This window comes from Flavobacterium sp. ASW18X (assembly GCF_005144745.1).
Lineage (GTDB): Bacteria > Bacteroidota > Bacteroidia > Flavobacteriales > Flavobacteriaceae > Croceivirga.
The window spans coordinates 475,599-501,209 of record NZ_SWKK01000008.1; the positions used below are offsets into that span (position 1 = coordinate 475,599).

Consider the following 25,611-nt stretch of genomic DNA (forward strand, 5'->3'; position numbering starts at 1 on the left):
ATGGCAAAAAACATTCTCTCTGCTTGGCAACGCTTATTGGGCTTGCTAAAATTGGATAAACGAGACGTTATCCAAGTATTCTATTACGCCATCTTTGCAGGTTTGGTCAACTTATCTTTACCTCTTGGTATACAGGCAATCATTAACTTAATACAAGGAGCACAAGTAAGTACATCTTGGATTGTTTTGGTGGTTTTGGTGACCTTAGGGGTGGCCTTTGTAGGGCTATTACAGCTAATGCAAATACGTATTATAGAAAACGTACAACAGAAGATTTTTACAAGGTCTTCTTTTGAATTTGCTTATCGTTTTCCAAAAATTAAGATGAGTGAGTTGTATAACTATTATCCACCAGAACTGGCAAACCGATTTTTTGATACCCTGACCGTACAAAAATCACTTTCTAAAGTCTTAATAGATTTTCCGGCAGCCTTGTTACAAATCATATTTGGGTTGTTGTTACTTTCTTTTTATCACCCATTTTTTATTGCCTACGGTATTTTATTGATGTTGCTCATTTATGTGGTGTTCAAATTTACAGCGCAGCGTGGATTAGATACTAGTTTAGAAGAATCTAAGAACAAGTATAAGGTAGCGCACTGGTTGCAAGAGATAGCCAGGTGTATTGTAAGTTTTAAATTATCTGGCAAGACCAGTCATGCGGTAGACAAGAATGACACATTGGTGGTAAAATACTTGGAGGCTAGAGAAGGACATTTTAAAATTCTGGTGCTTCAATTTGCACAGATGATTGGTTTTAAAGTATTAGTTACAGCTGGTTTACTGTTAATAGGGGGGTTGCTGGTACTTAATCAAGAAATGAATATTGGCCAGTTTGTAGCCGCAGAAATTATTATTCTTTTAGTAATTGGTTCTGTAGAAAAGCTAATTTTAGGATTAGAAACGTTTTACGATTTGCTTACCTCCTTAGAAAAAATAGGGCAAGTAGTAGATAAAGAATTAGAGCCACAAGATGGGGAGCGGCCGTTTAAACAGAATGAGGGCTTTAATGTAGAATTAGCAGAAGTTGGTCTTGCGGTGCCTGGTAAGGATAAAAAAATAGTGAACAACGTAAACCTAACTATCTCTCCAGATTGTACCATTTTATTGCATGGACCAATAGGCTCTGGTAAATCCAGTCTGTTAAGGATGATTGCAGGGATTGTAGAACCAACAGAAGGTAATATTTATATCAATAATGTAAAGCTAAAAGGCATCAATCTTAATTATTATAGGGCCCATTTAGGGCAATCTTTAAGTGAAGAAACGCCTTTTGAGGGCACCATTTGGGACAACATTACTTTTGGGGATAAAGACATTACATCAGAAGATGTGTACTATGCTTTAGAAAGAACTAAGCTTACCGAATTTGTTAAGCAACAAGAAAAAGGATTAAAAACCATATTGTATCCAGAGGGGCAACAAATTCCGTTTACCATTGCCAAAAAAATAATTTTAGCAAGGAGTATTGTTAAGAAACCGAAGCTTTTAGTACTTAAAGACCCGTTGGAGCAAATGGAAGAAACTGAGGCAGAAGAAATCATGAGCTTTTTAACGGACCCTAAGAATGGGTGGGCCCTGGTTATCGTTAGTGAAAATCTTAAGTGGCAAGACTATTGCGATAGAATTATTACTATGGTGAATGGGCAAATAGTAACCGAAACAAGAAATAGCAATGCTTAATATATCTCATAATAAACTTAATAAAACGGTAGATTTAGAGCGTTTTAAGTCTGCTAAAAAGGTGTTTCATCAAAGACACTATGTCCATTTTAATCGCTTTTTAGCCGCTTTTTCTATTGTGGTATTCATTATTCTGTTTTTACCTTGGACACAAAATGTTTCTGGTAAGGGAGCTCTTACTACGTTAACACCAGAGCAACGCCCACAAACCATACAATCTCCTATTCCTGGGCGTATAGAAAAATGGTATGTGCGCGAAGGTGATTTCGTAAATAAAGGTGATACCATTTTGCACATTTCTGAGGTTAAAAACGAATATTTTGACCCACAGTTGGTAGAACGGACAGGCCAGCAATTAAAAGCTAAAGAAATGGCGGTGACCTCTTATCAAGGTAAGGTTAAAGCTTTGCAGACCCAAATAGGAGCCCTATCTAACGAGCGTAGACTAAAATTGCAGCAGGCGCAAAATAAACTGCAACAAAGTAGGCTTAAAGTAGTAAGTGATAGTATTGATTTAGAAGCGGCAAAAACCAACTTAACCATTGCAGAACGGCAATACAACCGTACAGCACAATTAGAGCAAGAAGGCTTAAAATCGTTAACAGATGTAGAACAAAAGCGTTTAAAACTACAAGAAACTCAGGCTAAACTTATAAGTCAGGAAAATAAATTGTTGGCAAGTAAGAATGATGTGATTAATGCGGAAGTAGAAATAAATAGGGTGCAAGCTTCATATACAGATAAGATTAGCAAAGCACAGAGCGATATGTTTACAGCACAAAGTAATCAGTTCGATTCTGAAGCACAGGTATCCAAATTAGAGAACGATTTTACCAACTATAGCATAAGAACTGGGATGTATTACATTAAAGCACCGCAGAGTGGGTATATAAATAAAGCCATACAAGGCGGTCTTGGGCAAACTTTTAAAGAAGGTGAAGCGTTGTTGGGTATTATGCCGTCTCAGTATGATATGGCGGTGGAAACCTACGTTTCTCCCATAGACTTGCCCTTGTTGCAATTAGGAAATACCGTTCGTATTCAGTTTGATGGTTGGCCTTCTATTGTTTTCAGCGGCTGGCCTAACGTTTCTGTAGGTACCTATGGTGGTGAAATTGTAGCCATAGAAAACTTTATCAGTCCTAATGGTAAGTACCGAATATTAGTAGCGCCAGACCCAGAAGAAGAACCTTGGCCAGAACAATTGCGAGTAGGTTCTGGAGCCAATACTTTAGCCTTATTAGATGATGTCCCTATTTGGTTTGAAATTTGGAGACAGCTAAACGGTTTCCCTCCTAACTATTATCAACCTGATACCGTAAAAACCGATGCTAAAGCTAAAAAGTAATATAAAGTATTTCTGCGTAGCAATACTCTTTCTACTAGCTACGGTGGGGTATGCACAGTCAGCGGATGCTATTTTAGGATTTGAGGAGTATTTGGGGTATGTAAAAAAATACCACCCTATTGCTCGGCAAGCACAATTAACGCTATCGGTAGGGCAAGCTAATTTGCTAAAAGCCAGAGGCGGTTTTGACCCAAAGATTCAGGTAGATTATGCCAAGAAAGAGTTTAAGGATACTGAATATTGGGACCGTTTAAATGCCGCATTTAAAGTGCCTACATACTTTGGTCTGGAGTTTAAGGCAGGGTACGAAAATTATGAGGGTACTTATATTAATCCAGATGAAACGGTACCGGAAGACGGTTTGTATAGTGCAGGTGTTACCATGGATGTGCTACAGGGTTTTTGGGCTAATGAACGCATGGCGACCCTACGCAAGGCAAAATTCTTTAGAGAGCAATCTAAAGCTGACCAAGATATTTTGGTTAACCAAGTGTTGTACGATGCTTCTCTAGCATATTTTAATTGGTTAAAGGCCTATGAGCAGGCCCAAGTGTATCGGGAATTTATAGAAAGTGCACGCTTGCGCTTAGAAGGCGTAAAAAAGAGTGCATTAGCAGGGGATAAAGCAATTATAGACACCGTAGAGGCAAGAATAACGTACCAAAATAGGAGGTTGGGCTTGGAACAAGCTAATCTAAACTTTACCAAAGCGCGTTTGGCATTGTCTAACTATTTGTGGATAGAAAATGTACCTGTAGAAGTGCAAGAAACGGCTATACCCGAAGAAGAAATTAGTCAGTCCTTAGATGTGGCGCTAGATTTGTTAGGAAAGACGAAAGATAGTTTTGCTATCGAAAATCATCCAAAATACCGTTCGCTAGATTTCAAGGTTAAAGGTTTGTTGGTAGATAAAAGGCTCAAGGGGAACAAATTATTGCCTAAGTTAACTTTGGAGTATAATTTTTTAACAACCGCGGTGCAAGATTTTGAGATGCTGAATACCCAAGACTATAAAGGCGGGCTTAACTTTAGTTTTCCCTTATTTTTAAGAAAAGAAAGAGGTGATTTAAAATTGGCTAAATTAAAACTACAAGACGCTGAGTTTAATAGGGACTTTGCACTGGTAAGCATTCAGAATAAAGTAGAAGCTATTTATGCAGAGTTAGACTCTTATCAAAACCAAGTGACTATGATAGATACCATTGTTTTGGATTATAGGACGTTGTTAAATGCAGAGGAGCGTAAGTTTGGTTTTGGAGAGAGTTCCTTATTTTTAGTAAATAGTAGGGAGGGTAAATTGATAGACGCACAGCTAAAGCAGATAGAAATGTGGAATAAGTATTACACTGCAAAGGCAGATTTATTCAAAAGCTTAGCGATTAACCCAATTAATCCCTAGTTGGCCTTATCATAATTACTTAATAATAGTTTGTTGACCTAGATTTAAATGTAATCTGATTTTGATTTATCAATTTGCGAATCAAAATCAACACGAATGAAACTGAATTTGAATACACTTTTGGTACTAGGTTTAGGTGTCTCTCTTTTTTCTTGTGATTATGTAGATGATGTTATTGGGGAAACACCTAAAGATAGCATCGCTTTGCGGTATATAGATGAGTACGTAATTTTAGATGGTACGCAATACCAGAATACCGTTTTTGGGGGTATTTCTGGATTAGACTATGATGGTACAACATGGTACATGATAAGCGATGACCCTAACCAACCTCGTTTCTACAAAGGAGCTATAACGTTTAACGAAGATGGTTTTAAAGAGGTTGCCATAAAGGATGTAGTTTTCTTTAAGGACCAGCTAGGTAACCAATTGCATGACGGTATAACGGACCCGGAAGCCATTAGAATAGATGGTAATACAATTATTTGGACAAGTGAGGGCAACATCAATAACAACTTACCTCCATCTGTAAATTTTACTAATCTTAACGGAATGTTTACTGGTGAGGCAATTTTAAGAGACGCTTATTTACCACAGAATTCAGAAGAAAAAGGCCCTAGGCACAATGGTGTTTTTGAAGGTGTTTCCTCGGCAGTAGATGGTGATGGATATTGGGTAAATATGGAGTTGCCTTTAAAACAAGATGGCTCAGAGCCTTTATTAGAAGATACAGATTCTCCAATACGTATTGCTTTTATAGATAAAGCTACCGGTAAATTCGGGAAAGAATTTGCCTATGAACTAGACCCTGTAGTGCGCCCAGCAACCAATGGCACCTCTTTTACTGTGAATGGAGTGGTAGAAATTTTAGAATATGAAAAAGATAGATTTTTAGTACTTGAACGGTCCTTTGCTACAGGTTATGCAGACGGTGGTAACGATGTAAAAATTTATGAAGTTGATGCAACAGACGCTACAGATGTAAGCAACATGGAATCTTTAAAAGGTGCCACTTACAAGCCTGCAAAAAAGACCTTGTTGTTTGATTTTGAATCGGTAAGAAATCGTTTAACACAAAGTATTGTAGATAATATAGAAGGTATTGCTTTTGGACCAGATTTTGCTAATGGTAACAAGTCCTTAGTGCTGGTGGCAGACAATAATTTTAGTGCTTTTGGACCTCAGTTGAACCAATTTGTACTGTTAGAGCTACAGAAGTAAGTGTTTAAAACAAATGTCGCTAAGGCCATCCTTTTTGGGGTGGCTTTTGTATTTTTTGCAAACTGATTATTGTTAGGTTTTATATAGTATTACGACGATATCTTTGAAAAAAATGAATACAATGAATACAGATGCAAATACACTGAGAGAGGCGTTAAAAGATGTAATAGCTCAGGGTTTAGCTAACGCGATAGATTACCAAACATATAGAAAGCAAGTAAAACAATGGGCAGAGGAAAATTCTAATAGTGGTCCAGAAAAATCTGATGTTTTAGCTAATTATACCCAACTAAATGATAGGCGGATGAAACGTTGGGACAAAACCTTAAAATTTACAGAAGCGCAAATAACTGGTTTACCAAAGTTAGACGGTAAGTACACTTGGTTGGTAATTACAGAAAGCTGGTGCGGAGATGCAGCGCCAAGTGTTCCAGTAATGAATAAAATTGCAGAATCCCTACCCAATTTGGACCTTAAATTGGTATATAGAGATGAGAATTTACCGTTAATAGAGCAGTTTCTTACCAACGGAGCAATGTCTATCCCTAAACTTATAATGATAGATTCAGAAAGTTTACAAGTAAAACAAACTTGGGGGCCGCGTTCTACAAAGGCTACCAAAATGGTTAATGAATATAAGGCAGAGCACGGAAAGTTAACAGCTGAGTTTAAGGAAGACTTGCAAGGGTTTTATAACAAAGATAAAGGTCAAGATGTGTTTAATGACTTAGTAGCACTACTTGCGTTGGAATAAATAAGTAATAGTACCTATTTGTTCGGCCTTAGATGCGCTGCTAAACTGTGCTTTTAAAGCGTAAGTAATAGCATTTTCAATTAAGCAGTAATCGTTAGTAGATGAACTTTTTTCGTTAAAGCTAGCATCAATTACGCTTCCACTTTTATTCACTGTAATGTTAATGACTACTTTACCGCCTTCTAAGCATGTGTAAATGGGTGGCGGTAAGTCGTACGCATTTCTATCTATTAAAGAATAAGAAATAGAGGTGCGTTTATCTTTTAAAGCATTGGTAAATTCTTTTTTGTCAGCATCTCGTTGTCCCAATTCTTCTTTTTTCTCTTGCCTACGCTTAGCTAATTCTTTTAAGCTTGCGGCATAAGCTCCAGCATCTCCCATAACAGAACTTTGTTCTGCGGCCATGCTGCGTTCTTCCATCAACTCGTCCAATGTCTTTAAGGGTTCTGGATTACCGTAAGATGGTTTGGCGGTTTCATTTAAAGCCATGTGGCTTTTAATAGATTCTGCTTGGGCAAGTTCTTTAAGCTCTTGCTCTTCGGGTTCTTCTTTAAGTAGTTCCTCTAGTTCTTCTTCATTTAGAACTGCCATTTCTATGACATATTCATCCTCTTCCCTATTCACTAAATGGATATTGTAGGTAAGCAATACCAAGATGCCCATTGTAAAAATGGTGATGAGTAGGGATAATTGCTTTCTATTTAAATCCATGGTCCTATTATAACCCAATTTTATCTGAATTATTATGTGGGCAAAACCGAATTGCTACATCATTCTAGACCCAATTTCTCTTTGAATTCTTTGGGGGTTACTGCATTATTTACGTTATAACTGCCTATTTTGGTTCTTCTTAGGGCTGTTAAATGTCCGCCGCAACCTAATGCTTCTCCAAAATCAAAAGCTAAAGAACGGATATATGTGCCTTTGCTACAGCGCACTCTAAAGTGCACATTAAGGTCTTTTATTTCCGTAATTTCAAATTCAGAAATACTTATTTTCCGTGTAGGAATATCTATGGTTTCCCCTTTCCTTGCGTGCTCGTATAAGCGTTTACCATCTTTTTTTAAGGCAGAAAAAATAGGCGGTCTTTGGTCAATTTCTCCTAAAAATTTGTGTATGGTAGCATGTATTAAAGCATCAGTAAGATGGTCTGTCGGGAATGTTTGGTCTATCGCAGTCTCTAAATCATAAGAAGGTGTGGTGGCGCCTAAGGTAATAATACCTGTATATTCTTTTTCTTGCCCTTGTAAAGATGGTATCGTCTTCGTATGTTTTCCTGTGCAAATAATTAATAGGCCAGTTGCTAGAGGGTCTAGGGTGCCAGCATGCCCTATTTTAAATTTTTTGTTAAGGTCAAATTTTTTTCTGATAGCCCATTTTAAGGCGTTAACAGCTTGGAAAGAACTCCACTCTAAAGGCTTGTCTATTAGTAGTGTTTGCCCGTTTAAAAAATCTTCTTTACTAAGCATTATTCGTATTTATCCCCAGATACTCCAGCCTATGGCAATAAGACCAACTACCAAGCAGTATATGGCAAAATAAGTAAGCTTACTTTGTTTTACTAGCTTAATCATCCAAGTACAAGCAACTAAACCGGCAATAAATGCTGCAACAAAACCTGCTCCCATAGCGGCGGATTGTGAGCTTTCAAAACTTATATCACCACTTAGAATATCTTTGGCTACTTTACCTAAAATGAGCGGAACAACCATTAAAAAGGAGAACCGAGCAGATTTAGTTTTGTCTATTCCTAGTAATACTGAGGTAGAGATAGTGGCGCCACTTCTAGAGATGCCAGGTAGCATGGCTACCATTTGTGCCATACCAATGATAAATGCACTACGGTAAGAAACATCTTTATCTGTAGTTTTAGCCATGTCTGCTAAATACAACAATACAGCTGTTACCAATAGCATAATCCCAACAATAAGAATAGCTCCACCAAAGAAAACCTCCATAAAATCTTCTAAAAAGAAACCAACCAAAGCAGCAGGTATCATAGAGATGATGATTTTTAAGCTAAAAGCGGTTTGCTCATTCCATTTAAATTGAAACAAACCTTTAAAAATTTCCATCACATCTTTCCAGAAAATGACCAGCGTACTTAAGGCTGTTGCAAAGTGTAAAACCACGGTAAAAAGCAAACTCTCTTCAGGTATAGCATTAGCGCCTAAAATGGCTTTGCCCAGTTCTAAATGTCCGCTAGAAGAGACGGGTAAAAATTCTGTTAAGCCTTGTATTATCCCTAGGATAATGGCATCAATGATTTCCAAATTAGTCTTTCTTTTTATCTGGATTCAACAATATGGCGTATATCTGTATGCCTAAGCCAATTAAGATTAATGTGGGGGCTAAGCGTATTCTTCTAAAACTATAGATTGCATCACTAAAAACATTGGGGTCGTCGCTACCGCCGCCGGCCATCAAACCAAAACCAAGCGTAATAAGGGCTAACCCAATAAATAAAAAGGTATAGTTCTTCTTTTTAAATATAAATTGCTTTTGCGGTTTCTGCTCTTGCTTGTTTATTTTCCCCATGTGGCAAATTTAGTAATAAAGATCGTCTGTTCTTAAGTTTAAAAAGCGCTGCGTAGCAAAATACGTACTGATGAAAGAAATTAGTATGCCTAAACCTAGTACGGAAGCAAACAAAATAGCAATCACAGGTACATCACTAAACAAATCTAACTCTGGAAAGTTTTGATCTACGTAGTATAAAACTAAGGCCAAAGCTAGTATGGCTATTACGCTTCCAAAAAAACCTAGCTTAATATTAGTGAGTATAAATGGCTTTCTAATAAATTTTTTGGTGGCGCCTACCATTTGCATCGTCTTAATTATAAAACGTTTGGAATAAATAGATAAGCGAATAGAACTGTTGATGAGTAAAACGGCTATAAACGTAAAAATACCGCTAGCAATTAAAATCCAAAGACTCAACTTTTTAACATTGTCAGATAAAAGAGAAATTAAAGGCTTATCGTAACTTACTTCTTCTACATAACTTTTCCCTTCTAATTCTGTGGCTATTTCTGCAACCTGTTCTGGAGACACAAAAGCGGCATTTAAATGTACATCTACAGAATTCTTTAAGGGGTTAAAGCCTAAAAACTCTTGAAAGTTTTCGCCAATATCTTCACTATATTGTTCTGCCGCATCTTCTTTTGATACAAAAACAGCAGATTTGGTATGTTCTGCCATTGCTAAGCTTTTTTGCAACTGGTCTATTTCTACAGGTTTAGCATTGTCTTTTAAAAAGACAGAAATAGTAATCTGCTCCTTAAAATGGTCTGCTAATTTTTTGGTGTTCAAGACCAACATGCCTAAAATGCCTAGTAAAAAGAGAACTAGGGCAATACTTAGCACTACAGAAAAGTAAGAAGAGACCAATCGTCTCCGCTGATATCTTTCAATATATTCGCTCATGTATCAAATTGATAACGTAAAAATAGAAAAGTAAATCGGTTTTAAAGGGATTACCCCTATTTTTGCGCATCAGAAAAGAAGACTTTAACCATGAATTACGATTTTCAGAAGATTGAGAAGAAATGGCAAGAATATTGGGCCAAAAACGAAACCTTTAAAGCCCATAACAATTCTGAAAAACCAAAATATTATACCCTTTCTATGTTTCCTTACCCTTCTGGGGCTGGGTTGCATGTGGGGCATCCGCTAGGCTATATTGCTGGTGATATTTACGCGCGTTACAAAAGACACAAAGGATTTAACGTTTTGCATCCCATGGGGTACGATTCTTTTGGGTTGCCTGCAGAACAGTATGCCATACAAACGGGGCAACACCCTGCAATTACCACGGAAACAAATATTAATAGGTACCGTGAGCAGTTAGATCGCATTGGTTTTTCTTTTGATTGGAGCCGAGAGGTACGTACTTCTAATCCTGAATATTACAAATGGACACAGTGGATATTTATTCAATTGTTTAATTCTTGGTATGACGTTGCTGCGGATAAGGCTAAACCTATTTCCGAGTTGGTTACTGTTTTTGAGAAGGAAGGCAATGAAACTGTTAATGCGGTTTGTGACGAAGACGTGTCTAGCTTTACTGCTGAAGAATGGAAGGCATTAGATAAGGCCGCCAAAGAACGTATCCTTCTAAAATACAGATTAACCTATTTGGCAGATGCCGAAGTGAACTGGTGTCCAGCTTTAGGCACGGTATTAGCTAATGACGAAATAGTAAACGGCGTTTCTGAACGTGGTGGACACGAAGTTGTCCGTAAGAAGATGACCCAGTGGATGATGCGAATCACCGCTTATGCACAGCGATTATTAGATGGTTTGGAGAAGATAGACTGGCCGCAGCCGCTTAAAGATTCTCAAACCAATTGGATAGGTAGGTCAGAAGGGGCGTCCGTAACTTTTAAAGTAAAGGATTACGAAGCCAATATAGAAGTGTTTACTACTAGGCCAGATACTATTTTTGGAGTTTCTTTTATGACCTTGGCTCCAGAACACCCGTTGGTGGCAGAAATTACCACCCCTGATCAAAAGGCAGAGATTGAAGCGTATGTAGAAGCAACCGCAAAACGCTCTGAACGCGACCGTATGGCAGATGTGAAAACCATATCCGGAGCTTTTACGGGGGCGTATGCAGAACATCCATTTACCAAAGAACCAATACCAATATGGATAGGCGATTATGTTTTAGCAAGTTATGGTACAGGGGCTGTTATGGCGGTTCCTTGTGGAGACCAGAGAGATTATGATTTTGCCAAGCATTTCAACATTGCCATACCGAACATTTTTGATGGTGTAGATATCTCTGAGGAAGCGTTTGCGGATAAAGCCAATACGGTAATTGCAAATTCAGATTTCTTAAATGGGTTGTCTTACAAAGAAGCTACCCAAAAAGCTATTGCAGAGTTAGAGGCTATAGGGCAAGGTAAAGGAAAAATAAATTACCGCTTGCGCGATGCCGTTTTTAGTCGTCAACGCTACTGGGGAGAGCCATTCCCAGTGTATTATGATGCCAATGGGTTGCCACAAATGATAGCGGAGGAACATTTGCCAATAGCTTTGCCAGAGGTAGAAAAGTATTTGCCAACAGAAACTGGGGAGCCACCTTTGGGCAACGCTAATACTTGGGCGTGGGATGTTGCCAATGCAAAAGTGGTGGCTAATGATGCTATAGACAATAAGAGCATTTTTGCTTTGGAATTGAATACTATGCCGGGTTGGGCAGGGAGCAGCCAATACTTTAACAGGTATATGGACCCAAGAAATACGGAAGCTATTTACGGCAAAGAGGCGGTAGATTATTGGAAAGAAGTAGACCTTTACATTGGGGGTAGCGAGCATGCTACGGGGCATTTATTGTACGCTAGATTTTGGCAAAAGTTTTTGTTTGATAGAGGTTTTGTTCCTGTAGATGAGTTTGCCAAGAAGCTGATTAACCAAGGAATGATAACCGGTACTAGTGCTTTTGTGTACGTATGGAAAAAAAAGCATCACGACAAACCTATTATTATATCAAAAGGAATAATTGATAAAGCTGTAAAAGAAGCTGGGTTTATATATGATTACTCTGAAAAATTGAATGATTTGTTCGCTGATTTGAGGAGTAAAAAGTCTTTGGGGAGAATTGTTTCTGAAGCTAGTTTTGGTGATTTCAATCCTATCCATGCAGATGTTTCTTTAGTTAATGCTAGTGATGAGTTAGATGTAGAAGGCTTTAAAACTTGGCGCCCCGAATTTAAAGATGCTGAATTTATATTGGAAGACGGGGCTTACATAGTAGGTAGGGAAGTAGAAAAGATGTCCAAATCTAAATATAACGTAGTGAATCCAGATGCTATTTGCGAGGAATACGGAGCGGATTCTTTACGTCTATACGAGATGTTCTTAGGACCTTTAGAGCAATCCAAGCCGTGGAACACAGCAGGTATTACGGGCGTGCATGGTTTCCTTAAGAAATTATGGAAATTATATACTCCTTTTATCGATGGAGAAGTTGCAGAAGTTGCTCCGAGTAAAGACAACCTAAAAACCTTACATAAAACCATTAAAAAGGTAGAAGAAGATATAGAGAACTTTAGCTTTAATACATCGGTATCTACTTTTATGATTTGTGTTAATGAGTTAACAGCTCAAAAATGCCAGAGCAAAGAAATCTTATCACCTTTAGCGGTGCTAGTTTCGCCTTATGCCCCTCATATTGCAGAGGAGTTATGGCAAATCTTAGGGAATTCGACTTCAATTGCAGAAGCGGCTTTTCCTGTTTTTGATGAAAAGCACTTGGTAGAAAGTAGCAAAGAATATCCTATCTCATTTAATGGTAAGCTTCGTTTTAAGTTAGAATTGCCTTTAGATATGTCTAAGGAAGAAATAGAGCAAGTAGTTATGGCTCATGAAAAAACGCAAGAGCAATTAGAAGGTAGGACTCCTAAAAAGGTGATTGTGGTTCCTGGAAAGATTGTAAATATTGTAGGGTAGCCCTTTTAACATTAAGCTTAAAAATTAAAAACCCCTTCCAAAACGGAAGGGGTTTTTGTTTATTCAATTAAAAAAGTCGATTAAATCTGGGGTAAATGTACAACAAAGTTTAATAATAACAACTATACCCCCTAAAAAATAGGGGGTAATAACTAATAAAAAGTGTTATTTATCGAGTTGACCCCTACTTTTTATCGATTTTCCTTGTGATAAATCAAAAATTGATTCAACTTTGACCTATAATCTTAATACAACTAAAGATGATTGTAGGTGTACCAAAAGAAATCAAGAACAATGAGAGCAGGGTGGGGATGACCCCCGCCGGTGTTTATGAATTGGTAAAAAATGGCCATACCGTTTATGTACAGTCTGAAGCTGGAGCAGGTAGTGGTTTTTTTAATCAAGATTATCAGCAAGCAGGAGCTACAATCTTAGATACCATTGGTCAAGTGTATGCCATGAGTGAAATGATTGTAAAAGTTAAAGAGCCAATAGCAGAAGAGTATGGCTTAGTACGAAAAGGACAAATCATTTTTACTTATTTTCATTTTGCATCCTCAGAGCCATTAACTAAAGCAATGATAGATAGTAGGTCTGTTTGTATTGCCTATGAAACGGTAGAAGATGAAGAAGGAACACTGCCTCTGTTAACCCCTATGAGTGAGGTTGCTGGGCGTATGGCTATACAACAAGGTGCAAAATATTTAGAGAAACCTGCAAAAGGCAGAGGTGTATTATTGGGTGGAGTTCCAGGGGTTACTCCAGGAAAAGTATTGGTAATAGGTGCTGGTGTTGTTGGGATACAAGCTGCTAAAATGGCAGCAGGGTTAGGGGCTCATGTCACTATCATGGATGTGAATATGAAACGCCTACGCTATGTAAATGATGTAATGCCGCCCCACGTAGTAACAGAATTTTCGAACGAATTTAATATTAGAAAACATATTAAAACGCACGATTTAATTGTAGGTGGTGTATTATTAAAGGGTAAAAAAGCACCCAATCTCATCACAAGAGATATGCTAAAAGAAATGCGTCCGGGTACAGTGATTGTAGATGTGGCGGTAGACCAAGGCGGTTGTGTAGAGACCACAAAGGCTACTACGCATGAGAATCCTACCTATATTATAGATGACGTTGTGCATTATTGTGTAGCTAATATGCCGGGAGCAGTCCCTTATACGAGTACGGTAGCCTTGACCAATGTTACTTTGCCTTATGTGCTTAAGTTGGCCAATAACGGATGGGAGGCTGCCTGCCGTATGGACAAGTCCTTGGAGAAGGGCTTAAATATAGTAGACGGTGATGTTGTCTATAAAGAAATCATCGAGGCCTTTTCTTGGAAAGAGCCGGTTTTATTCTAACTAACATTATGACAGCTCAAAAGACCCCGCCAAATTTGGCGGGGTTTTTGTTTATTTGTGAGTATATTTAAATAAAAATCGATAAAATCATGATGGGATATTATATATTGATGGGTGCGATTGGTTTAGTAAGTTGGCTCGTCAGTTCTAGATTAAAAAGCAAGTTTAAACACTATTCTAAAGTGCACTTGCAAAATGGAATGAGTGGAGCAGAAATTGCTCAAAAAATGTTAGATGACCATGGTATCAGAGATGTAAAGGTTATTTCTACACCTGGAATGTTAACAGACCATTATAATCCTAAAAATAAAACTGTAAACTTATCAGAAGGTGTGTACAGTCAACGTAACGCCGCCGCCGCCGCAGTGGCAGCACATGAGGTTGGCCATGCCGTACAACATGCACAAGCGTATGAATGGTTAGGGATGCGCTCTAAGTTGGTGCCTATTGTTAGTGTAACTTCTGGCATGTCTACTTGGGTGGTATTTGGTGGTTTGGCTTTAGGCGCTGCTGCTGGTATTGGTATAGGGTATTGGGTGGCTGTGGCTGGCTTGGTAATGATGGGCTTTGCAACACTTTTTAGTTTTGTTACACTACCAGTAGAATATGATGCTAGTAAAAGAGCATTAGTCTGGTTAAAGCAAAAAAATATAGTAACCCAACAAGAATACAAAGGCTCAGAAGATGCCTTAAAATGGGCAGCAAGAACCTATTTGGTTGCTGCTATTGGTTCTTTAGCTACTTTAGTGTATTGGGGATTACAAGTATTTGGAGGTAGAGATTAAGCCAATCCTAATTAAGAATAAAATAAAACCCGCCCAATAGGGCGGGTTTTTATGTTTAAAGCGTTACTTTTTTATTTCTATAGCTTTTAATTGCTTGTAATAATTAGTAATTCTTGCATGTGCCGTGCCATCCACTAATAAAATAACAACAAGCATAGCTATGGTGGTTATACTGTAGGCGCGCCACCTAGGGCCATCAAAAAATAAGATGCACAAAGCAGCAATACATATGAGAATAGGAATGGCTTTAAATACCACGGTGCTATATTCTTTAAGCGTGCTTTCTGCACGGGTAATTTCTGCATCTTTAAACGCTACCTTATCCAGAGAATACGCTTTTTCAAATTGAGTAATTCTGTTTTTATTAGTGTAGAACAGTCCTAAGCCAATGGTTAATAGTAAAAGACCTGCAATCAACATTGGTATAGTATAGGCTTTGGCCAAATCGGTCTTACCTAATTGCCAAAACCCTGCACTGGCGGCTAGAAAAAAGATGGCAAAATAAATAAAGAATCGAGTAGAAAATACTTCTGCTTTTGCCCATTCTGTGGCTAATTTTAATAATTCCATAATCAATTTAATTTGTATTTTTCTCTATATTCCGTAGGGCTAATACCTTCTTTCTTTTTAAACAATCTTGAAAAGTAAGGAGGGTACTCAAAACCTAATTCATACGCTATTTCTGCTATTGTTTTATGGGGTTGTAATAACCTATTTTTCGCCTCGTTAATCAGTTGCAATTGTAGGTGTTCTGTGGTAGTTTTTCCAGTCTCTTTTTTTAGGGTGTCACTTAAATATCGTTGTGATACGGAAAGTTTTGCCGCCAACTGTTCAATACTTGGAATACCATGCTCTTGCAATTGGTTAGATTCTAAATATGCTGTTAATTGTTGATTAAAAGCGTTTAACAAGTCATTCCCTAATTCTTTTCTATTTATAAATTGGCGTTCATAAAAACGATTAGCGTATTTAAGTAAGGTGTCTAATTGCGAAATAATGATGTCTTTGCTAAAAGCATCCTGATTATTTTGATATTCTATTTCTATGTTGTCTACAATAGTTTCTAATAGTATTTCTTCTTTTGGTGATAAGTGTAAAGCTTCATTAATAGAATATGAAAAGAAACCATATTTTTTAATTTGATGTGCAAGTGCTGTTCCTTTTAAAAAATCTTCATGAAAATTTATAGAAAATCCTTTTTGCTCAAAAACAACACTATTGTCCCATTGCAATACTAGTCTTGGCGCGATAAAAAATAAGGCGCCATTGGTAAAATCGTATTTAGTTCTGCCATAATTTAAATTACCCGAAATGTATTTTTTAAAGCTAATAGTATAACAATCATTGGTAATGGGTGGAGAACTCTCTCTAGGGCAAGGCAAATAACCATCGCCTTTAGAATTAAAAACGCTAAACATAGGGTGCTCTGGCCTAGGTAAACCAAGATAATCCAAATAGGCTGTGAGTGTTTTAATATGTTCCATTGCCTTAAATTAAATATTCCATTTTATTCCGGTCTCTTCTTCAGATAGTTTCCACAATTTCTCGGCTACATTTTTATCCTTTGCGTGAGGTTTAATAGGATGTGCACCTACTGGCCCAACCCAATTGTTTCTTCCAGTTGGGCCATAAAAACGTTCTTGGTCCAGGTAAGGTTCAGTAGCACAAAGTAAAGAAGGGTATGCTCCGTTTTCTGCTGGTTGAGTCAGAGGAGATAACTTCATAATTCCAAAAATGATACGCATTAGTAAACTGCCGCTAGTGCTAATTAAAGAAGTTCTAGAAGAACCAGGGTGGCATGCATAAGCTTTTACATTGGTATTTCCAGAGTGTTTTAATTTGTTTTGGAGCTCGTAAATAGTCATTATTTGGGCTAGTTTACTTTGACTATATGCATCATTTGGAGTGTAATCATTTTCCCAGTTAAGGTCATTAAACTTTATGGTCTTTAAACCCATGTCGTATCCCAAACTCCCTACGGTAACAATCCTTCCTTTAGATTTTTCTAAAAGAGGGAACAGAAGCCCTTGAAGTGTAAAGTGACCAAAATAATTAACTCCCATCTGACTTTCCCAGCCGTTTTCTGTTAGTTGCCGTTTGGGTACTTGAGCTATCGCTGCATTGCAAATAAGAGCATCAATCTTGTCGGTGTTTTCTAATATCTCTGCGGCAGCTTCTTTTACAGATTTTTGTGAACCTAAATCCATCTGTATGGCTTTTACTGGTATGTCTGTTCCTACCTGCTCTTTAAGACGGGTAATGGTTTCTTCAGCTTTTTTAGGGTTTCTGTTGAGCATAATTACTTTTGCTCCCTTGGAAAGTAAAATTCTTGCGGCTTCAAAACCGGTTCCGCTTGTAGTACCAGTGATTACAAATGTTTTTCCAGTTTGGTCTGCCATTAATTCTGGAGTCCATCCTTTTTTGCCAAATTGATTTTTTTGCATTGCCATTTTTTGGGGTTTAATTTCTATGGCAAAGTTCTGACAGGTAAAGGGTTATGGTCGTATACATTTTTTCGTAAGTTGTATACTTTTTCGCTTCTAACTTACTTAATTACACTTATATAAGTTTTTTATATAGATATCTGTCTATCTATTTGTTGGTCAAGAGAAATAAAGGTTTCAGTTCTAGAAACACCCTCAATAGCTTGAATCTTTTTATTTAACACCTGCATTAGATGTTCGTTGTCCATGCATAACACCTTTATAAGGATAGACCAATTACCCGTGGTATAATGGCATTCTAGAACCTCTGGTATTTTTTTTAAATCGCCCACCGCTCTAGGATTGCTCATGGCGCGGTCTAAATAAATACCAATGTATGCCATAGTGGTGTATCCTAAAACTCTAGGATTAATTACAAATTTGGAGCCAGAGATAACACCTGTAGCTTCTAATTTGCGTAATCTTTGATGAATGGCAGCGCCAGAGATTCCAATTTTTCGCGCAATCTCTAGAATTGGTTTGCGGGCATCTTCCATTAAATGCCTTAGGATTTTTTTATCAATTCCGTCTAACTCTAATATATTGATGCCTTTTCTCATCTTTTAGTTGGTTTTAGCTACCCAAAGATAGAAAACTACTTTCAATTGTTAACTTGCAATACTATCTGGATTGTAGCCTAAATAAGGTGTATGGTGTTCTTTAAAAATAATTCCGTGTTCCTCTAATTCTTTTAATATTGGTTGATACACTTCTTTAGCAATTGGAATTTGGACACCAGGAGTTGTAATTTCTCCTTTAAGGATTTTTAAAGTGGCTATAGCCACAGGTAATCCAACAGTTTTTGCCATTGCGGTATAGGTTTTATCTTCTCCTTTAACTACCATGTTGGCATCTATTTGATATTTTTGACCATTAAGTTCGTAACCAAATTTGTGGTACATTACAATCATATCTTTTTCGTTCTGAGCTAAAGTCCAGCTTTGTTCTAATATATGTTGTAATATTTGGGCTGGGGTGGCATTAACTAAAGGAATTGTTTTGGTGCTACTAAATAAATCGAGTTCCATGAGCTTTTCCCACATTATATCATCTTGGTCAATTTTTAAGTAATACCGCAGTTTAAGTTCTACGCTATCAGTGGGCGAATAGGGTAAAAACAAATTGGTAAACTCTCTGAACGTCATCCCTTGAGAGTTTTCTATCTGGTAACTATCGTCCGTCATCCCTAGTTGTACAAACATATGCCATGCTTTGGAAAAACCAACACGCCTCATAGTGCCTCTATACAAGGTCAAAACATCTTGTAAGCCATAAGCCTCTCTGTATTTTAAGGAATCTCTATTGGCGTAGGCTTCAAATTTACCGTATCCTTCTACATCTAAAAATTCGGTTCTTCTAAATAGTTTATGATAGGGAATGTATTTGTACGTGCCTTCTTGTATAAATTTGGCTGTTCCGCCTTGTCCAGCAACGACAACGTTTCTTGGATTCCACGTAAATTTGTAATTCCATAAGTTGGTATCGTGTTCTGGGGCTACTAGTCCGCCACAAAAAGACTCAAATAGCAACATCTGTCCTCCCTGTGCTCTTATGCGGTCTATTACTTCCATGGCACTCATGTGATCAATGCCGGGATCTAAACCAATTTCATTCATAAAAACTAAACCCTTTTCTTTAACTTTTTGGTCTAGTTGCTGCAAAGCGTCACTTACGTAAGAAGCTGTGACTAAGTGCTTGCCTTCAGAAAGACAATCTTTAGCAACAATTATGTGTAAAAAAGCTGGTAACATGGAAATAACAATAGTACAATCTTGTATAAGTTTTAGACGCTTATCAGCATCCTTAATATCTAGGGTAACTGTTATAGCATGTTGATGGTTTTTTACATGTTTTGGTAATTTATCTGGATGTAAATCTGCTATAGTGATAAGCAATTGCTCCGTGCTTGCTTTAGCTAAAAGGTAATCTAGCAAATACGAAGTTGATTTTCCGGTACCCAAAACAAGTATTTTATGGCTCATAAGCTTAGCGTATCTTTACAAAAGGATTGATTTCAATTGTTACAAATATAAAAATATATCAATTTAAAGTTATGAATAAAACAATTTTAATTGGAGGTTTAGTTTTAGGTATACTTGCGGTGGTTTTAGGTGCTTTTGGTGCGCATGGATTAAAAAAAGTACTTACTGTAGACGAACTTACCACCTTTGAGACTGGCGTAAAGTACCAAATGTATCATGCCTTGTTTTTAGTTGCCCTTAGTTCCATAAGTATGACAACCGATAATGTTAAAAAAACAGTATTTTATTTAGTGATTGTAGGGGTTGTTTTCTTCTCTTTTTCTATCTATGGACTGGCTACAAATAAGCTAACAAGCTTCGATTTTAAGAAAATCGCAATTATAACGCCTGTAGGTGGCACATTGTTAATTGCAGCTTGGAGTTATCTGTTATTTTCCATTTTAACTAAAAAATAAACAAAAACAACCGTTAATTTCGGGGTTGCAATTATTAATTTTTTAGCTTTGAGGGCATAAAACTGAATTTTTATGAATAAATCTGCCTCTAACACGAAAACGATTGCGCTTACTTCTTACGGAATTAACCATGCCAATTTCCACTATCAGTTATCTGCGGAAGAACTGCATAAGATAACCTTGGAAAAGGGAATGGGAGAAGAATCTTCTTTGGGTGCCATTGCGGTAAATACAGGAGAATTTACAGGGCGGTCTCCAAAAGACCGTTTTATTGTTAAGGATACCATTACAGAAGATAAAATTTGGTGGGGAGATATTAATATTCCTTTTGAACCTGCCGCTTTTGACAAGCTGTATGACAAGGTGATTAACTATCTAAATCAAAAAGAATTATATGTGCGTGATGCTTACGCATGTGCAGAAGATGCCTATAAATTAAATATTAGGGTAATAAATGAATATCCTTGGTCTAATATGTTTGCTTATAACATGTTTTTAAGACCGACGGAAGAAGAATTAGAGACCTTTAATCCAGAATGGACTGTGGTAAATGCTCCTGGGTTTATGGCAGAGCCAGCGGTTGATGGAACAAGGCAACATAATTTTGCTATCCTCAATTTTAGAAGAAAAATTGCACTAATAGGGGGTACAGGTTATACCGGAGAGATTAAGAAAGGTATCTTTTCTGCTTTAAACTTTATTCTGCCAACGTTTAAAAACGTACTGCCGATGCACTGCTCCGCAAATGTTGGTGAAGATGGTGATACTGCAATCTTCTTTGGATTGTCAGGTACTGGTAAAACTACGTTGTCTACAGATCCAAACCGTAAATTGGTTGGGGACGATGAGCACGGATGGACTCCTGACAATTCCGTTTTTAATTTTGAAGGTGGTTGTTACGCCAAGGTAATTAATTTGAGTGCAGAAAACGAGCCGGAAATATATGGTGCTATAAAAAAAGGAGCCATTTTAGAAAATGTAATTTTAGACGATGCTGGTCATGTAGATTTTGAGAATACAAGCATTACTCAAAATACAAGAGTTAGTTACCCTATCTACCATATAGATAACATACAGCAGCCTTCTATAGGTAAAAACGTAAAGAATATTTTCTTTTTAACAGCGGATGCCTTTGGGGTATTGCCTCCTATTTCTAAATTGACACCAGCACAAGCGGCTTACCACTTTATTTCTGGTTACACGGCTAAAGTGGCAGGTACTGAAGCAGGGGTAGTTGAGCCCGTTCCTTCGTTTTCTGCTTGTTTTGGGGCGCCATTTATGCCATTACACCCTACTGTATATGCAGAAATGCTAAGCAAGAAAATGAAAGAGCAAGGAGTAGATGTGTGGTTAATTAACACTGGTTGGACAGGTGGTCCTTATGGCGTAGGTACACGGATGAAATTAAAATATACACGGGCTATGATTAGTGCAGCGCTAAGCGGAGAACTGGGGTTGTATAGCTATGATAAATACCATATACACTCTGTTTTTGGAGTAGCTCAACCAAGAGAATGTCCTGGTGTGCCAACAGAAGTATTAAGCCCAAGAGCTACTTGGAATGATGATGATGCTTATTATAAAACAGCATTTAAATTAACGAATGCATTTAGAGAAAACTTTAAGAAGTTTGAGAGTTATGCTAGTGAAGAAATTAGGCGCGGTGGTCCGCAACGCTATGCATTCTAAAAATAAAAACCCTCGGTATTTCCGAGGGTTTTTTTATTTGTAACAAGTACGTTGTGCTTACTCAGCTTATTTATTGGCATCCGTAATGTACTTCTGTAACGCCATGGTCATAGACGGCGTTTCTGGAGTTGGTGCTTGTATGTCTATACGTAGGCCAGCATCATTTGCGGCTTTTACTGTGCTATTACCAAATACAGCTATTCTGGTGCTGTTTTGTTCAAAATCTGGGAAATTGTGCAACAAAGATTCTATACCAGAAGGGCTAAAAAATACTAAAATGTCATAGTACACATTTCTTAAATCTGACAAGTCACTAATAACTGTCTTATAAAAAATTCCTCTAGTCCAGTTCAATTTAAGCTCATTAAGTGTATCAGGTACAATATCCTTTAAGGAGTCTGATGAAGGTAAAAGGTACTTTTCATCTTTGTACTTTTTAAACATAGGAGCTAAGTCTTGAAAAAGGCGTTTACCTACGTAAATCTTACGCTTTCTATACACTACATATTTTTGTAAGTAGTACGCAACAGCTTCTGATTGACAAAAGTATTTCATGGTGTCAGGCACTTTAAAGCGCATCTCGTCAGCAATTCTGAAAAAATGATCTACAGCATTTCTACTCGTTAGTATGATGGCTGTGTAATCATTTAAATCAATCTTTTGCTGTCTAACGCTCTTTGCAGATTCTCCTTCAACGTGTATGAAAGGTCTAAAGTCTACTTTCACTTTAGCTTTCTCAATAAGTTTTGAATATGGAGAGTTTTCCATCTTCGGTTCTGGTTGCGAAACCAAAATCGTCTTTACTTTCATAAGTTTCAACCTTTTAGATAGCCGATGAAAATTGCTAAGGGTGCAATTTCAAGTGTGCAAAGGTACAAAATAAAATACAAAACGTTAGATAAGATTAAATTTTGCTTACTTCTTAATGTATTGACCCATCCAATGATATTTACTAAAAATACCCCTATTAAAACTAATAATAGTAGTGTTTTTGAGCCTTGTAGCATGTAAATAAAAATGATGTTTCCCACAAAAGCCACAAAGCCGCTGTAGTTTAGGTAAGAAAATTTTTCAAAGATGGTATCCGTCATCAAATCGTAATTCTCAAAGAAAAAGCCGTTCGCCATCAATAAAAAGAGCTTTAACATTAGATAACCAAAGACAATTAAGAGTAAAACGCCATAGGTGTTTGGGTAGTCAAAAGTGGCAGTTCCAAGAAAAAAGTTTTTACACAAATACAGGAGTAGCGCAATATTGATGATGGTTAAAAGTGATAGTAATACATGAAAACCATTGACAATCTTTCCTTTTTTTCGGTTAAGATTTAGGTATTTGTTATTAAAAGGAAGGGCTATAAATGTAAAAAACATTCCTTTATAAAAATATTTGCCAAGTGTAAGCAACAGTAAGCTTAGGAAGAGCAGCCCTGTAATCCAGTCTAATTGCGGTATGCTTCTATAAAGCGCGTTCATTCCTTAATTTTTATGCTAGGACTATTAATACCCATTAGTAGACCATTTTCTGATATACTAAATTTAAGATATTCAATATCATCTCTACTAGGCTTAGGAAAATTGACTTGTATATAGGTGGTATCCTTGGGCCTAAGTTCTCGTTCAGAATCGCTTTGCAAGGTAAAAGGCAATGGCAATTTTTCCTTTAATTTTTTATACTTATTTAAATACCCCACATTAAATGTAAGCTTGTGTAAGGGTATACGCTCTTTGTAGGGATTATACACTTTTACTATCTGGTTAGGTTGGTTAAGGTCTATAACGTCTGTGTCTACGGTACAAAGTAACTTTCTGTAAGACTCAAAGTTATCTATATACCAACCATAAAAGGTTTTGTTTTTATTTGTGGTGTATGTAAAGTCTCCTTTGTTAGCGTAAAGGGTAATGTATGCCACTTTTTTGCCTTGTAATTTGGCTTCTGAGCTATCTATAGAATATTGGTTGCGGCGGTAATGTAGATTATTAAGGCTAAAAGCCGTTTCGCCCGTATAAAAGCTATACATGGGAGCACGGCGGTAACTATTCTCGAACACTACAGGGGTGTCGCCTACAATAGCATGTAGTTGCTGAGTCCAAGGGTACTCATGTGTCTCAAACACCAAAAACGGTAATAAGGGTTGAAAAACCAACCATAATCTTGCATAACATAGTAAAACTAAGCTTGCAAGACCAAGATTTTTCATCCATTCGCGGCTTTTAGCATGTGTAATCAAATAATTAAAAGCGATAATGGCTAAGGGGATACACAAGACGATAACCCATTGGGTTTGCGTACGTTTTTGAAAAGACGAGATAAAAAAGAAAAGGATTACTCCATAACTAAGAAACTGCAAAGCACGCTCAAATGCATCTTTCGGTTTTAATTTGAATAATGCCCAGTAAACAAAAGGGAATAATAAACCAAAGTTGGCAATGAGGTTAAGCAAGTACCCTAATGTAAACTCTGCAAAATCATAAGCATGGTTGGGGCGCTCGAGTATATGGTATTTAATGGTGACAAAATCATGTGCATACAACCATAAAAAATGAGGGCTAAATGCAGCCAAGGCAATAACTACAGCTACCCAAGCATAGACACTTTTTAATAATTTTAAGTTAGATAAAATCACAAATACAATCACCAGTACGGCATGGTATTTACTATACATTAGAGCGGCCATGGCAAGGCCTAATGCCAAGGAAAGTAGCCAATTTGGTTGGGCAACAAATTTTTTATAGAGATATAAGAATAAGGCCGTAAAAAATAAAAGCGGCGTATCTGGTAAGGTTAAAAAGCCATAAGCATTAAATAAGGCCATGGAGAATAAGAGTAGAAAAAAATGCGGTACGTATTTATTCTTTTCTTTAGCATCTATCATAAGCCAAAGTAAGAGCACGCTACCTGCGCTCAAAAAGGTGCTAAATAGACGAACACCCAGTTCCCCATGAAAGAAAAAGCCACTTAGTTTAATTAATAGAGCCACCATAGGTGGGTGGTCAAAGTATCCCCATGCCATTTGTTGGCTGTAGTACCAATAATAGGCTTCATCATAGATAATACCAGTAAAAGCACTTTGGACTATGTTAAGTACAAGCCAAGCAAGTAAAAAATAGAGAAAAGTTTTTGGGAAATATTTTTTCATGGAAACGCTATGTATCAGCCTGCAAATTTAAACAAACCAAAGGGCACTAAAAACAAAAGCCTAAGGCCATACAGCATAGAAAAGCATTGAAAAACATTATTTTTGACGACTTAAATACGTTTTCAGGTGTCAGAAGGACTGGTAATTATCCCTACATATAATGAAATAGAGAATATAGAAGCGATTATCCGCACGGTTTTCGACCTTAAAAAATCTTATGATATCCTTATAGTTGATGATAATTCGCCCGATGGTACCGCAGATAATGTGCGTTACCTACAGAAAGAATTTCCCAAAAGATTGCACTTAGAAGTACGAACCGAGAAATCTGGACTGGGTACCGCTTATATTCATGGGTTTAAATGGGCCTTACAAAAAACGTATCCTTATATTTTTGAAATGGATGCTGATTTTTCTCATAAACCTGGCGATTTACCTCGTTTACACCGGGCTTGTTTAAACGGGGCGGATGTGGCAGTAGGTTCCCGATATAAAAAAGGAGTTAATGTAGTGAACTGGCCTTTAAGTAGAATTTTACTTTCTTACGGAGCATCTTTTTATGTAAAACTAATTACAGGAATGCGAGTCCATGACCCTACAGCTGGTTTTGTTTGTTATACGAGAGAAGTATTGCAGACTATAGATTTAGATAAGGTTCGGTTTATTGGGTATGCTTTTCAGATTGAAATGAAATTCCGAGCGTATTTAAAGAAGTTTAACATAGAAGAAGTGTCCATCATATTTACTGATCGTGTTAATGGAAAGTCAAAAATGAGTACTTCTATTATTTGGGAGGCTATTTTTGGTGTAATCGCCATGAAATTCAGAAGTATTTTTTTTAAAAAATCATTTTAGC

The 25,611-nt window shown here is 37.2% G+C and carries 24 protein-coding genes; 11 read left to right on the forward strand and 13 right to left on the reverse strand.

Features of this window, described 5'->3' with window-relative positions:
* The 5 genes from FBT53_RS07585 (at position 1) to FBT53_RS07605 (ending at position 6,405) form a co-directional block, all read left to right on the forward strand.
* On the forward strand, positions 1-1,683 hold the full coding sequence (locus FBT53_RS07585; protein WP_136950561.1) for a peptidase domain-containing ABC transporter: 1,683 nt from the start codon (positions 1-3) through the stop codon (positions 1,681-1,683).
* On the forward strand, positions 1,676-3,031 hold the full coding sequence (locus tag FBT53_RS07590) for an HlyD family secretion protein (RefSeq protein ID WP_136950562.1): 1,356 nt from the start codon (positions 1,676-1,678) through the stop codon (positions 3,029-3,031). The genes FBT53_RS07585 and FBT53_RS07590 overlap by 8 nt, the downstream gene beginning before the upstream one ends.
* A complete protein-coding gene (locus FBT53_RS07595; RefSeq protein ID WP_136950563.1) occupies positions 3,012-4,430 on the forward strand; it encodes a TolC family protein in 1,419 nt (472 codons plus the stop codon). The genes FBT53_RS07590 and FBT53_RS07595 overlap by 20 nt, the downstream gene beginning before the upstream one ends.
* A 96-nt stretch (positions 4,431-4,526) precedes the next feature.
* Positions 4,527-5,651, forward strand: a complete 1,125-nt coding sequence (locus FBT53_RS07600) for an esterase-like activity of phytase family protein (protein ID WP_136950564.1) — start codon at positions 4,527-4,529, stop codon at positions 5,649-5,651.
* Between the two features lie 121 nt (positions 5,652-5,772).
* Positions 5,773-6,405, forward strand: coding sequence for a thioredoxin family protein (locus tag FBT53_RS07605; protein WP_240729781.1), 633 nt, complete (start codon positions 5,773-5,775; stop codon positions 6,403-6,405).
* Here FBT53_RS07605 and FBT53_RS07610 read toward each other — a convergent pair.
* The 5 genes from FBT53_RS07610 to FBT53_RS07630 are packed head-to-tail and all read right to left on the reverse strand — an operon-like array spanning position 6,388 to position 9,831.
* Complete coding sequence (locus tag FBT53_RS07610) at positions 6,388-7,116, reverse strand: energy transducer TonB (protein ID WP_136950566.1); 729 nt, start codon at positions 7,114-7,116, stop codon at positions 6,388-6,390. The two genes, FBT53_RS07605 and FBT53_RS07610, sit on opposite strands and share 18 nt — an antisense overlap.
* A 59-nt stretch (positions 7,117-7,175) precedes the next feature.
* Positions 7,176-7,874 carry a tRNA pseudouridine(55) synthase TruB gene (gene truB, locus FBT53_RS07615; RefSeq protein ID WP_136950567.1) on the reverse strand — a complete coding sequence of 233 codons (699 nt, stop codon included), beginning with the start codon at positions 7,872-7,874 and terminating at the stop codon, positions 7,176-7,178.
* Between the two features lie 9 nt (positions 7,875-7,883).
* Positions 7,884-8,678 (reverse strand): undecaprenyl-diphosphate phosphatase, encoded by a 795-nt coding sequence (locus FBT53_RS07620; protein WP_136950568.1) that lies wholly within the window; start codon positions 8,676-8,678, stop codon positions 7,884-7,886.
* A gap of 1 nt (position 8,679) precedes the next feature.
* Positions 8,680-8,943 carry a DUF3098 domain-containing protein gene (locus FBT53_RS07625; protein WP_136950569.1) on the reverse strand — a complete coding sequence of 88 codons (264 nt, stop codon included), beginning with the start codon at positions 8,941-8,943 and terminating at the stop codon, positions 8,680-8,682.
* 9 nt (positions 8,944-8,952) lie between these two features.
* Positions 8,953-9,831 carry an ABC transporter permease gene (locus FBT53_RS07630; RefSeq protein ID WP_136950570.1) on the reverse strand — a complete coding sequence of 293 codons (879 nt, stop codon included), beginning with the start codon at positions 9,829-9,831 and terminating at the stop codon, positions 8,953-8,955.
* Positions 9,832-9,921: 90 nt separating this feature from the next.
* On the opposite strand from FBT53_RS07630, the gene FBT53_RS07635 reads away from it, so the two are divergent.
* The 3 genes from FBT53_RS07635 (at position 9,922) to FBT53_RS07645 (ending at position 15,010) form a co-directional block, all read left to right on the forward strand.
* Positions 9,922-12,861 carry a leucine--tRNA ligase gene (locus tag FBT53_RS07635; RefSeq protein ID WP_136950571.1) on the forward strand — a complete coding sequence of 980 codons (2,940 nt, stop codon included), beginning with the start codon at positions 9,922-9,924 and terminating at the stop codon, positions 12,859-12,861.
* Positions 12,862-13,121: 260 nt separating this feature from the next.
* Complete coding sequence (gene ald / locus FBT53_RS07640) at positions 13,122-14,225, forward strand: alanine dehydrogenase (protein ID WP_136950572.1); 1,104 nt, start codon at positions 13,122-13,124, stop codon at positions 14,223-14,225.
* Between the two features lie 89 nt (positions 14,226-14,314).
* Positions 14,315-15,010, forward strand: coding sequence for a zinc metallopeptidase (locus FBT53_RS07645; protein ID WP_136950573.1), 696 nt, complete (start codon positions 14,315-14,317; stop codon positions 15,008-15,010).
* Positions 15,011-15,073: 63 nt separating this feature from the next.
* Here FBT53_RS07645 and FBT53_RS07650 read toward each other — a convergent pair whose 3' ends face one another.
* The 5 genes from FBT53_RS07650 to FBT53_RS07670 all read right to left on the reverse strand — a co-directional run bounded on the left by FBT53_RS07650 (position 15,074) and on the right by FBT53_RS07670 (position 19,475).
* On the reverse strand, positions 15,074-15,580 hold the full coding sequence (locus tag FBT53_RS07650) for a hypothetical protein (protein ID WP_136950574.1): 507 nt from the start codon (positions 15,578-15,580) through the stop codon (positions 15,074-15,076).
* A gap of 2 nt (positions 15,581-15,582) precedes the next feature.
* Positions 15,583-16,494: an AraC family transcriptional regulator gene (locus tag FBT53_RS07655; protein WP_136950575.1), complete on the reverse strand. Its 912-nt coding sequence runs from the start codon at positions 16,492-16,494 to the stop codon at positions 15,583-15,585.
* A 9-nt stretch (positions 16,495-16,503) separates the two neighbouring features.
* Positions 16,504-17,460, reverse strand: coding sequence for an SDR family oxidoreductase (locus FBT53_RS07660; protein WP_370323680.1), 957 nt, complete (start codon positions 17,458-17,460; stop codon positions 16,504-16,506).
* Between the two features lie 122 nt (positions 17,461-17,582).
* A complete protein-coding gene (locus FBT53_RS07665) occupies positions 17,583-18,053 on the reverse strand; it encodes an Lrp/AsnC family transcriptional regulator (RefSeq protein ID WP_136950576.1) in 471 nt (156 codons plus the stop codon).
* Between the two features lie 48 nt (positions 18,054-18,101).
* On the reverse strand, positions 18,102-19,475 hold the full coding sequence (locus FBT53_RS07670) for a saccharopine dehydrogenase family protein (protein ID WP_136950577.1): 1,374 nt from the start codon (positions 19,473-19,475) through the stop codon (positions 18,102-18,104).
* Between the two features lie 71 nt (positions 19,476-19,546).
* Between FBT53_RS07670 and FBT53_RS07675 the strand changes: the two genes are divergently transcribed.
* Positions 19,547-19,930, forward strand: a complete 384-nt coding sequence (locus FBT53_RS07675; RefSeq protein WP_136950578.1) for a DUF423 domain-containing protein — start codon at positions 19,547-19,549, stop codon at positions 19,928-19,930.
* A gap of 72 nt (positions 19,931-20,002) precedes the next feature.
* A complete protein-coding gene (gene pckA, locus FBT53_RS07680; protein ID WP_136950579.1) occupies positions 20,003-21,619 on the forward strand; it encodes a phosphoenolpyruvate carboxykinase (ATP) in 1,617 nt (538 codons plus the stop codon).
* A gap of 66 nt (positions 21,620-21,685) precedes the next feature.
* Here the strand turns inward: pckA and FBT53_RS07685 are convergent, their stop codons facing one another.
* The 3 genes from FBT53_RS07685 to FBT53_RS07695 are packed head-to-tail and all read right to left on the reverse strand — an operon-like array spanning position 21,686 to position 24,755.
* Positions 21,686-22,429 carry a uroporphyrinogen-III synthase gene (locus tag FBT53_RS07685; protein WP_136950580.1) on the reverse strand — a complete coding sequence of 248 codons (744 nt, stop codon included), beginning with the start codon at positions 22,427-22,429 and terminating at the stop codon, positions 21,686-21,688.
* Between the two features lie 5 nt (positions 22,430-22,434).
* Positions 22,435-23,091, reverse strand: coding sequence for a DUF4271 domain-containing protein (locus FBT53_RS07690; RefSeq protein ID WP_136950581.1), 657 nt, complete (start codon positions 23,089-23,091; stop codon positions 22,435-22,437).
* Complete coding sequence (locus tag FBT53_RS07695) at positions 23,088-24,755, reverse strand: glycosyltransferase family 39 protein (protein ID WP_136950582.1); 1,668 nt, start codon at positions 24,753-24,755, stop codon at positions 23,088-23,090. Before FBT53_RS07695 ends, FBT53_RS07690 begins: the two co-directional genes overlap by 4 nt.
* A 126-nt stretch (positions 24,756-24,881) precedes the next feature.
* On the opposite strand from FBT53_RS07695, the gene FBT53_RS07700 reads away from it, so the two are divergent.
* Positions 24,882-25,610 (forward strand): polyprenol monophosphomannose synthase, encoded by a 729-nt coding sequence (locus FBT53_RS07700; RefSeq protein ID WP_136950583.1) that lies wholly within the window; start codon positions 24,882-24,884, stop codon positions 25,608-25,610.
* Position 25,611: the final 1 nt, after the last annotated feature.

Bases quoted from the DNA above. Each gene is read 5' to 3' on its own strand.
- FBT53_RS07685 (WP_136950580.1), bottom strand. From the start codon at position 22,429: ATGAAAGTAAAGACGATTTTGGTTTCGCAACCAGAACCGAAGATGGAA.
- FBT53_RS07645 (WP_136950573.1), top strand. From the start codon at position 14,315: ATGATGGGATATTATATATTGATGGGTGCGATTGGTTTAGTAAGTTGG.
- truB (WP_136950567.1), bottom strand. From the start codon at position 7,874: ATGCTTAGTAAAGAAGATTTTTTAAACGGGCAAACACTACTAATAGAC.
- FBT53_RS07655 (WP_136950575.1), bottom strand. From the start codon at position 16,494: ATGGAACATATTAAAACACTCACAGCCTATTTGGATTATCTTGGTTTA.
- FBT53_RS07675 (WP_136950578.1), top strand. From the start codon at position 19,547: ATGAATAAAACAATTTTAATTGGAGGTTTAGTTTTAGGTATACTTGCG.
- FBT53_RS07630 (WP_136950570.1), bottom strand. From the start codon at position 9,831: ATGAGCGAATATATTGAAAGATATCAGCGGAGACGATTGGTCTCTTCT.
- FBT53_RS07625 (WP_136950569.1), bottom strand. From the start codon at position 8,943: ATGGGGAAAATAAACAAGCAAGAGCAGAAACCGCAAAAGCAATTTATA.
- FBT53_RS07665 (WP_136950576.1), bottom strand. From the start codon at position 18,053: ATGAGAAAAGGCATCAATATATTAGAGTTAGACGGAATTGATAAAAAA.
- FBT53_RS07650 (WP_136950574.1), bottom strand. From the start codon at position 15,580: ATGGAATTATTAAAATTAGCCACAGAATGGGCAAAAGCAGAAGTATTT.
- FBT53_RS07635 (WP_136950571.1), top strand. From the start codon at position 9,922: ATGAATTACGATTTTCAGAAGATTGAGAAGAAATGGCAAGAATATTGG.
- FBT53_RS07660 (WP_370323680.1), bottom strand. From the start codon at position 17,460: ATGGCAATGCAAAAAAATCAATTTGGCAAAAAAGGATGGACTCCAGAA.
- FBT53_RS07605 (WP_240729781.1), top strand. From the start codon at position 5,773: ATGAATACAGATGCAAATACACTGAGAGAGGCGTTAAAAGATGTAATA.
- pckA (WP_136950579.1), top strand. From the start codon at position 20,003: ATGAATAAATCTGCCTCTAACACGAAAACGATTGCGCTTACTTCTTAC.
- FBT53_RS07670 (WP_136950577.1), bottom strand. From the start codon at position 19,475: ATGAGCCATAAAATACTTGTTTTGGGTACCGGAAAATCAACTTCGTAT.
- FBT53_RS07585 (WP_136950561.1), top strand. From the start codon at position 1: ATGGCAAAAAACATTCTCTCTGCTTGGCAACGCTTATTGGGCTTGCTA.
- FBT53_RS07690 (WP_136950581.1), bottom strand. From the start codon at position 23,091: ATGAACGCGCTTTATAGAAGCATACCGCAATTAGACTGGATTACAGGG.
- FBT53_RS07610 (WP_136950566.1), bottom strand. From the start codon at position 7,116: ATGGATTTAAATAGAAAGCAATTATCCCTACTCATCACCATTTTTACA.
- ald (WP_136950572.1), top strand. From the start codon at position 13,122: ATGATTGTAGGTGTACCAAAAGAAATCAAGAACAATGAGAGCAGGGTG.
- FBT53_RS07590 (WP_136950562.1), top strand. From the start codon at position 1,676: ATGCTTAATATATCTCATAATAAACTTAATAAAACGGTAGATTTAGAG.
- FBT53_RS07600 (WP_136950564.1), top strand. From the start codon at position 4,527: ATGAAACTGAATTTGAATACACTTTTGGTACTAGGTTTAGGTGTCTCT.
- FBT53_RS07695 (WP_136950582.1), bottom strand. From the start codon at position 24,755: ATGAAAAAATATTTCCCAAAAACTTTTCTCTATTTTTTACTTGCTTGG.
- FBT53_RS07595 (WP_136950563.1), top strand. From the start codon at position 3,012: ATGCTAAAGCTAAAAAGTAATATAAAGTATTTCTGCGTAGCAATACTC.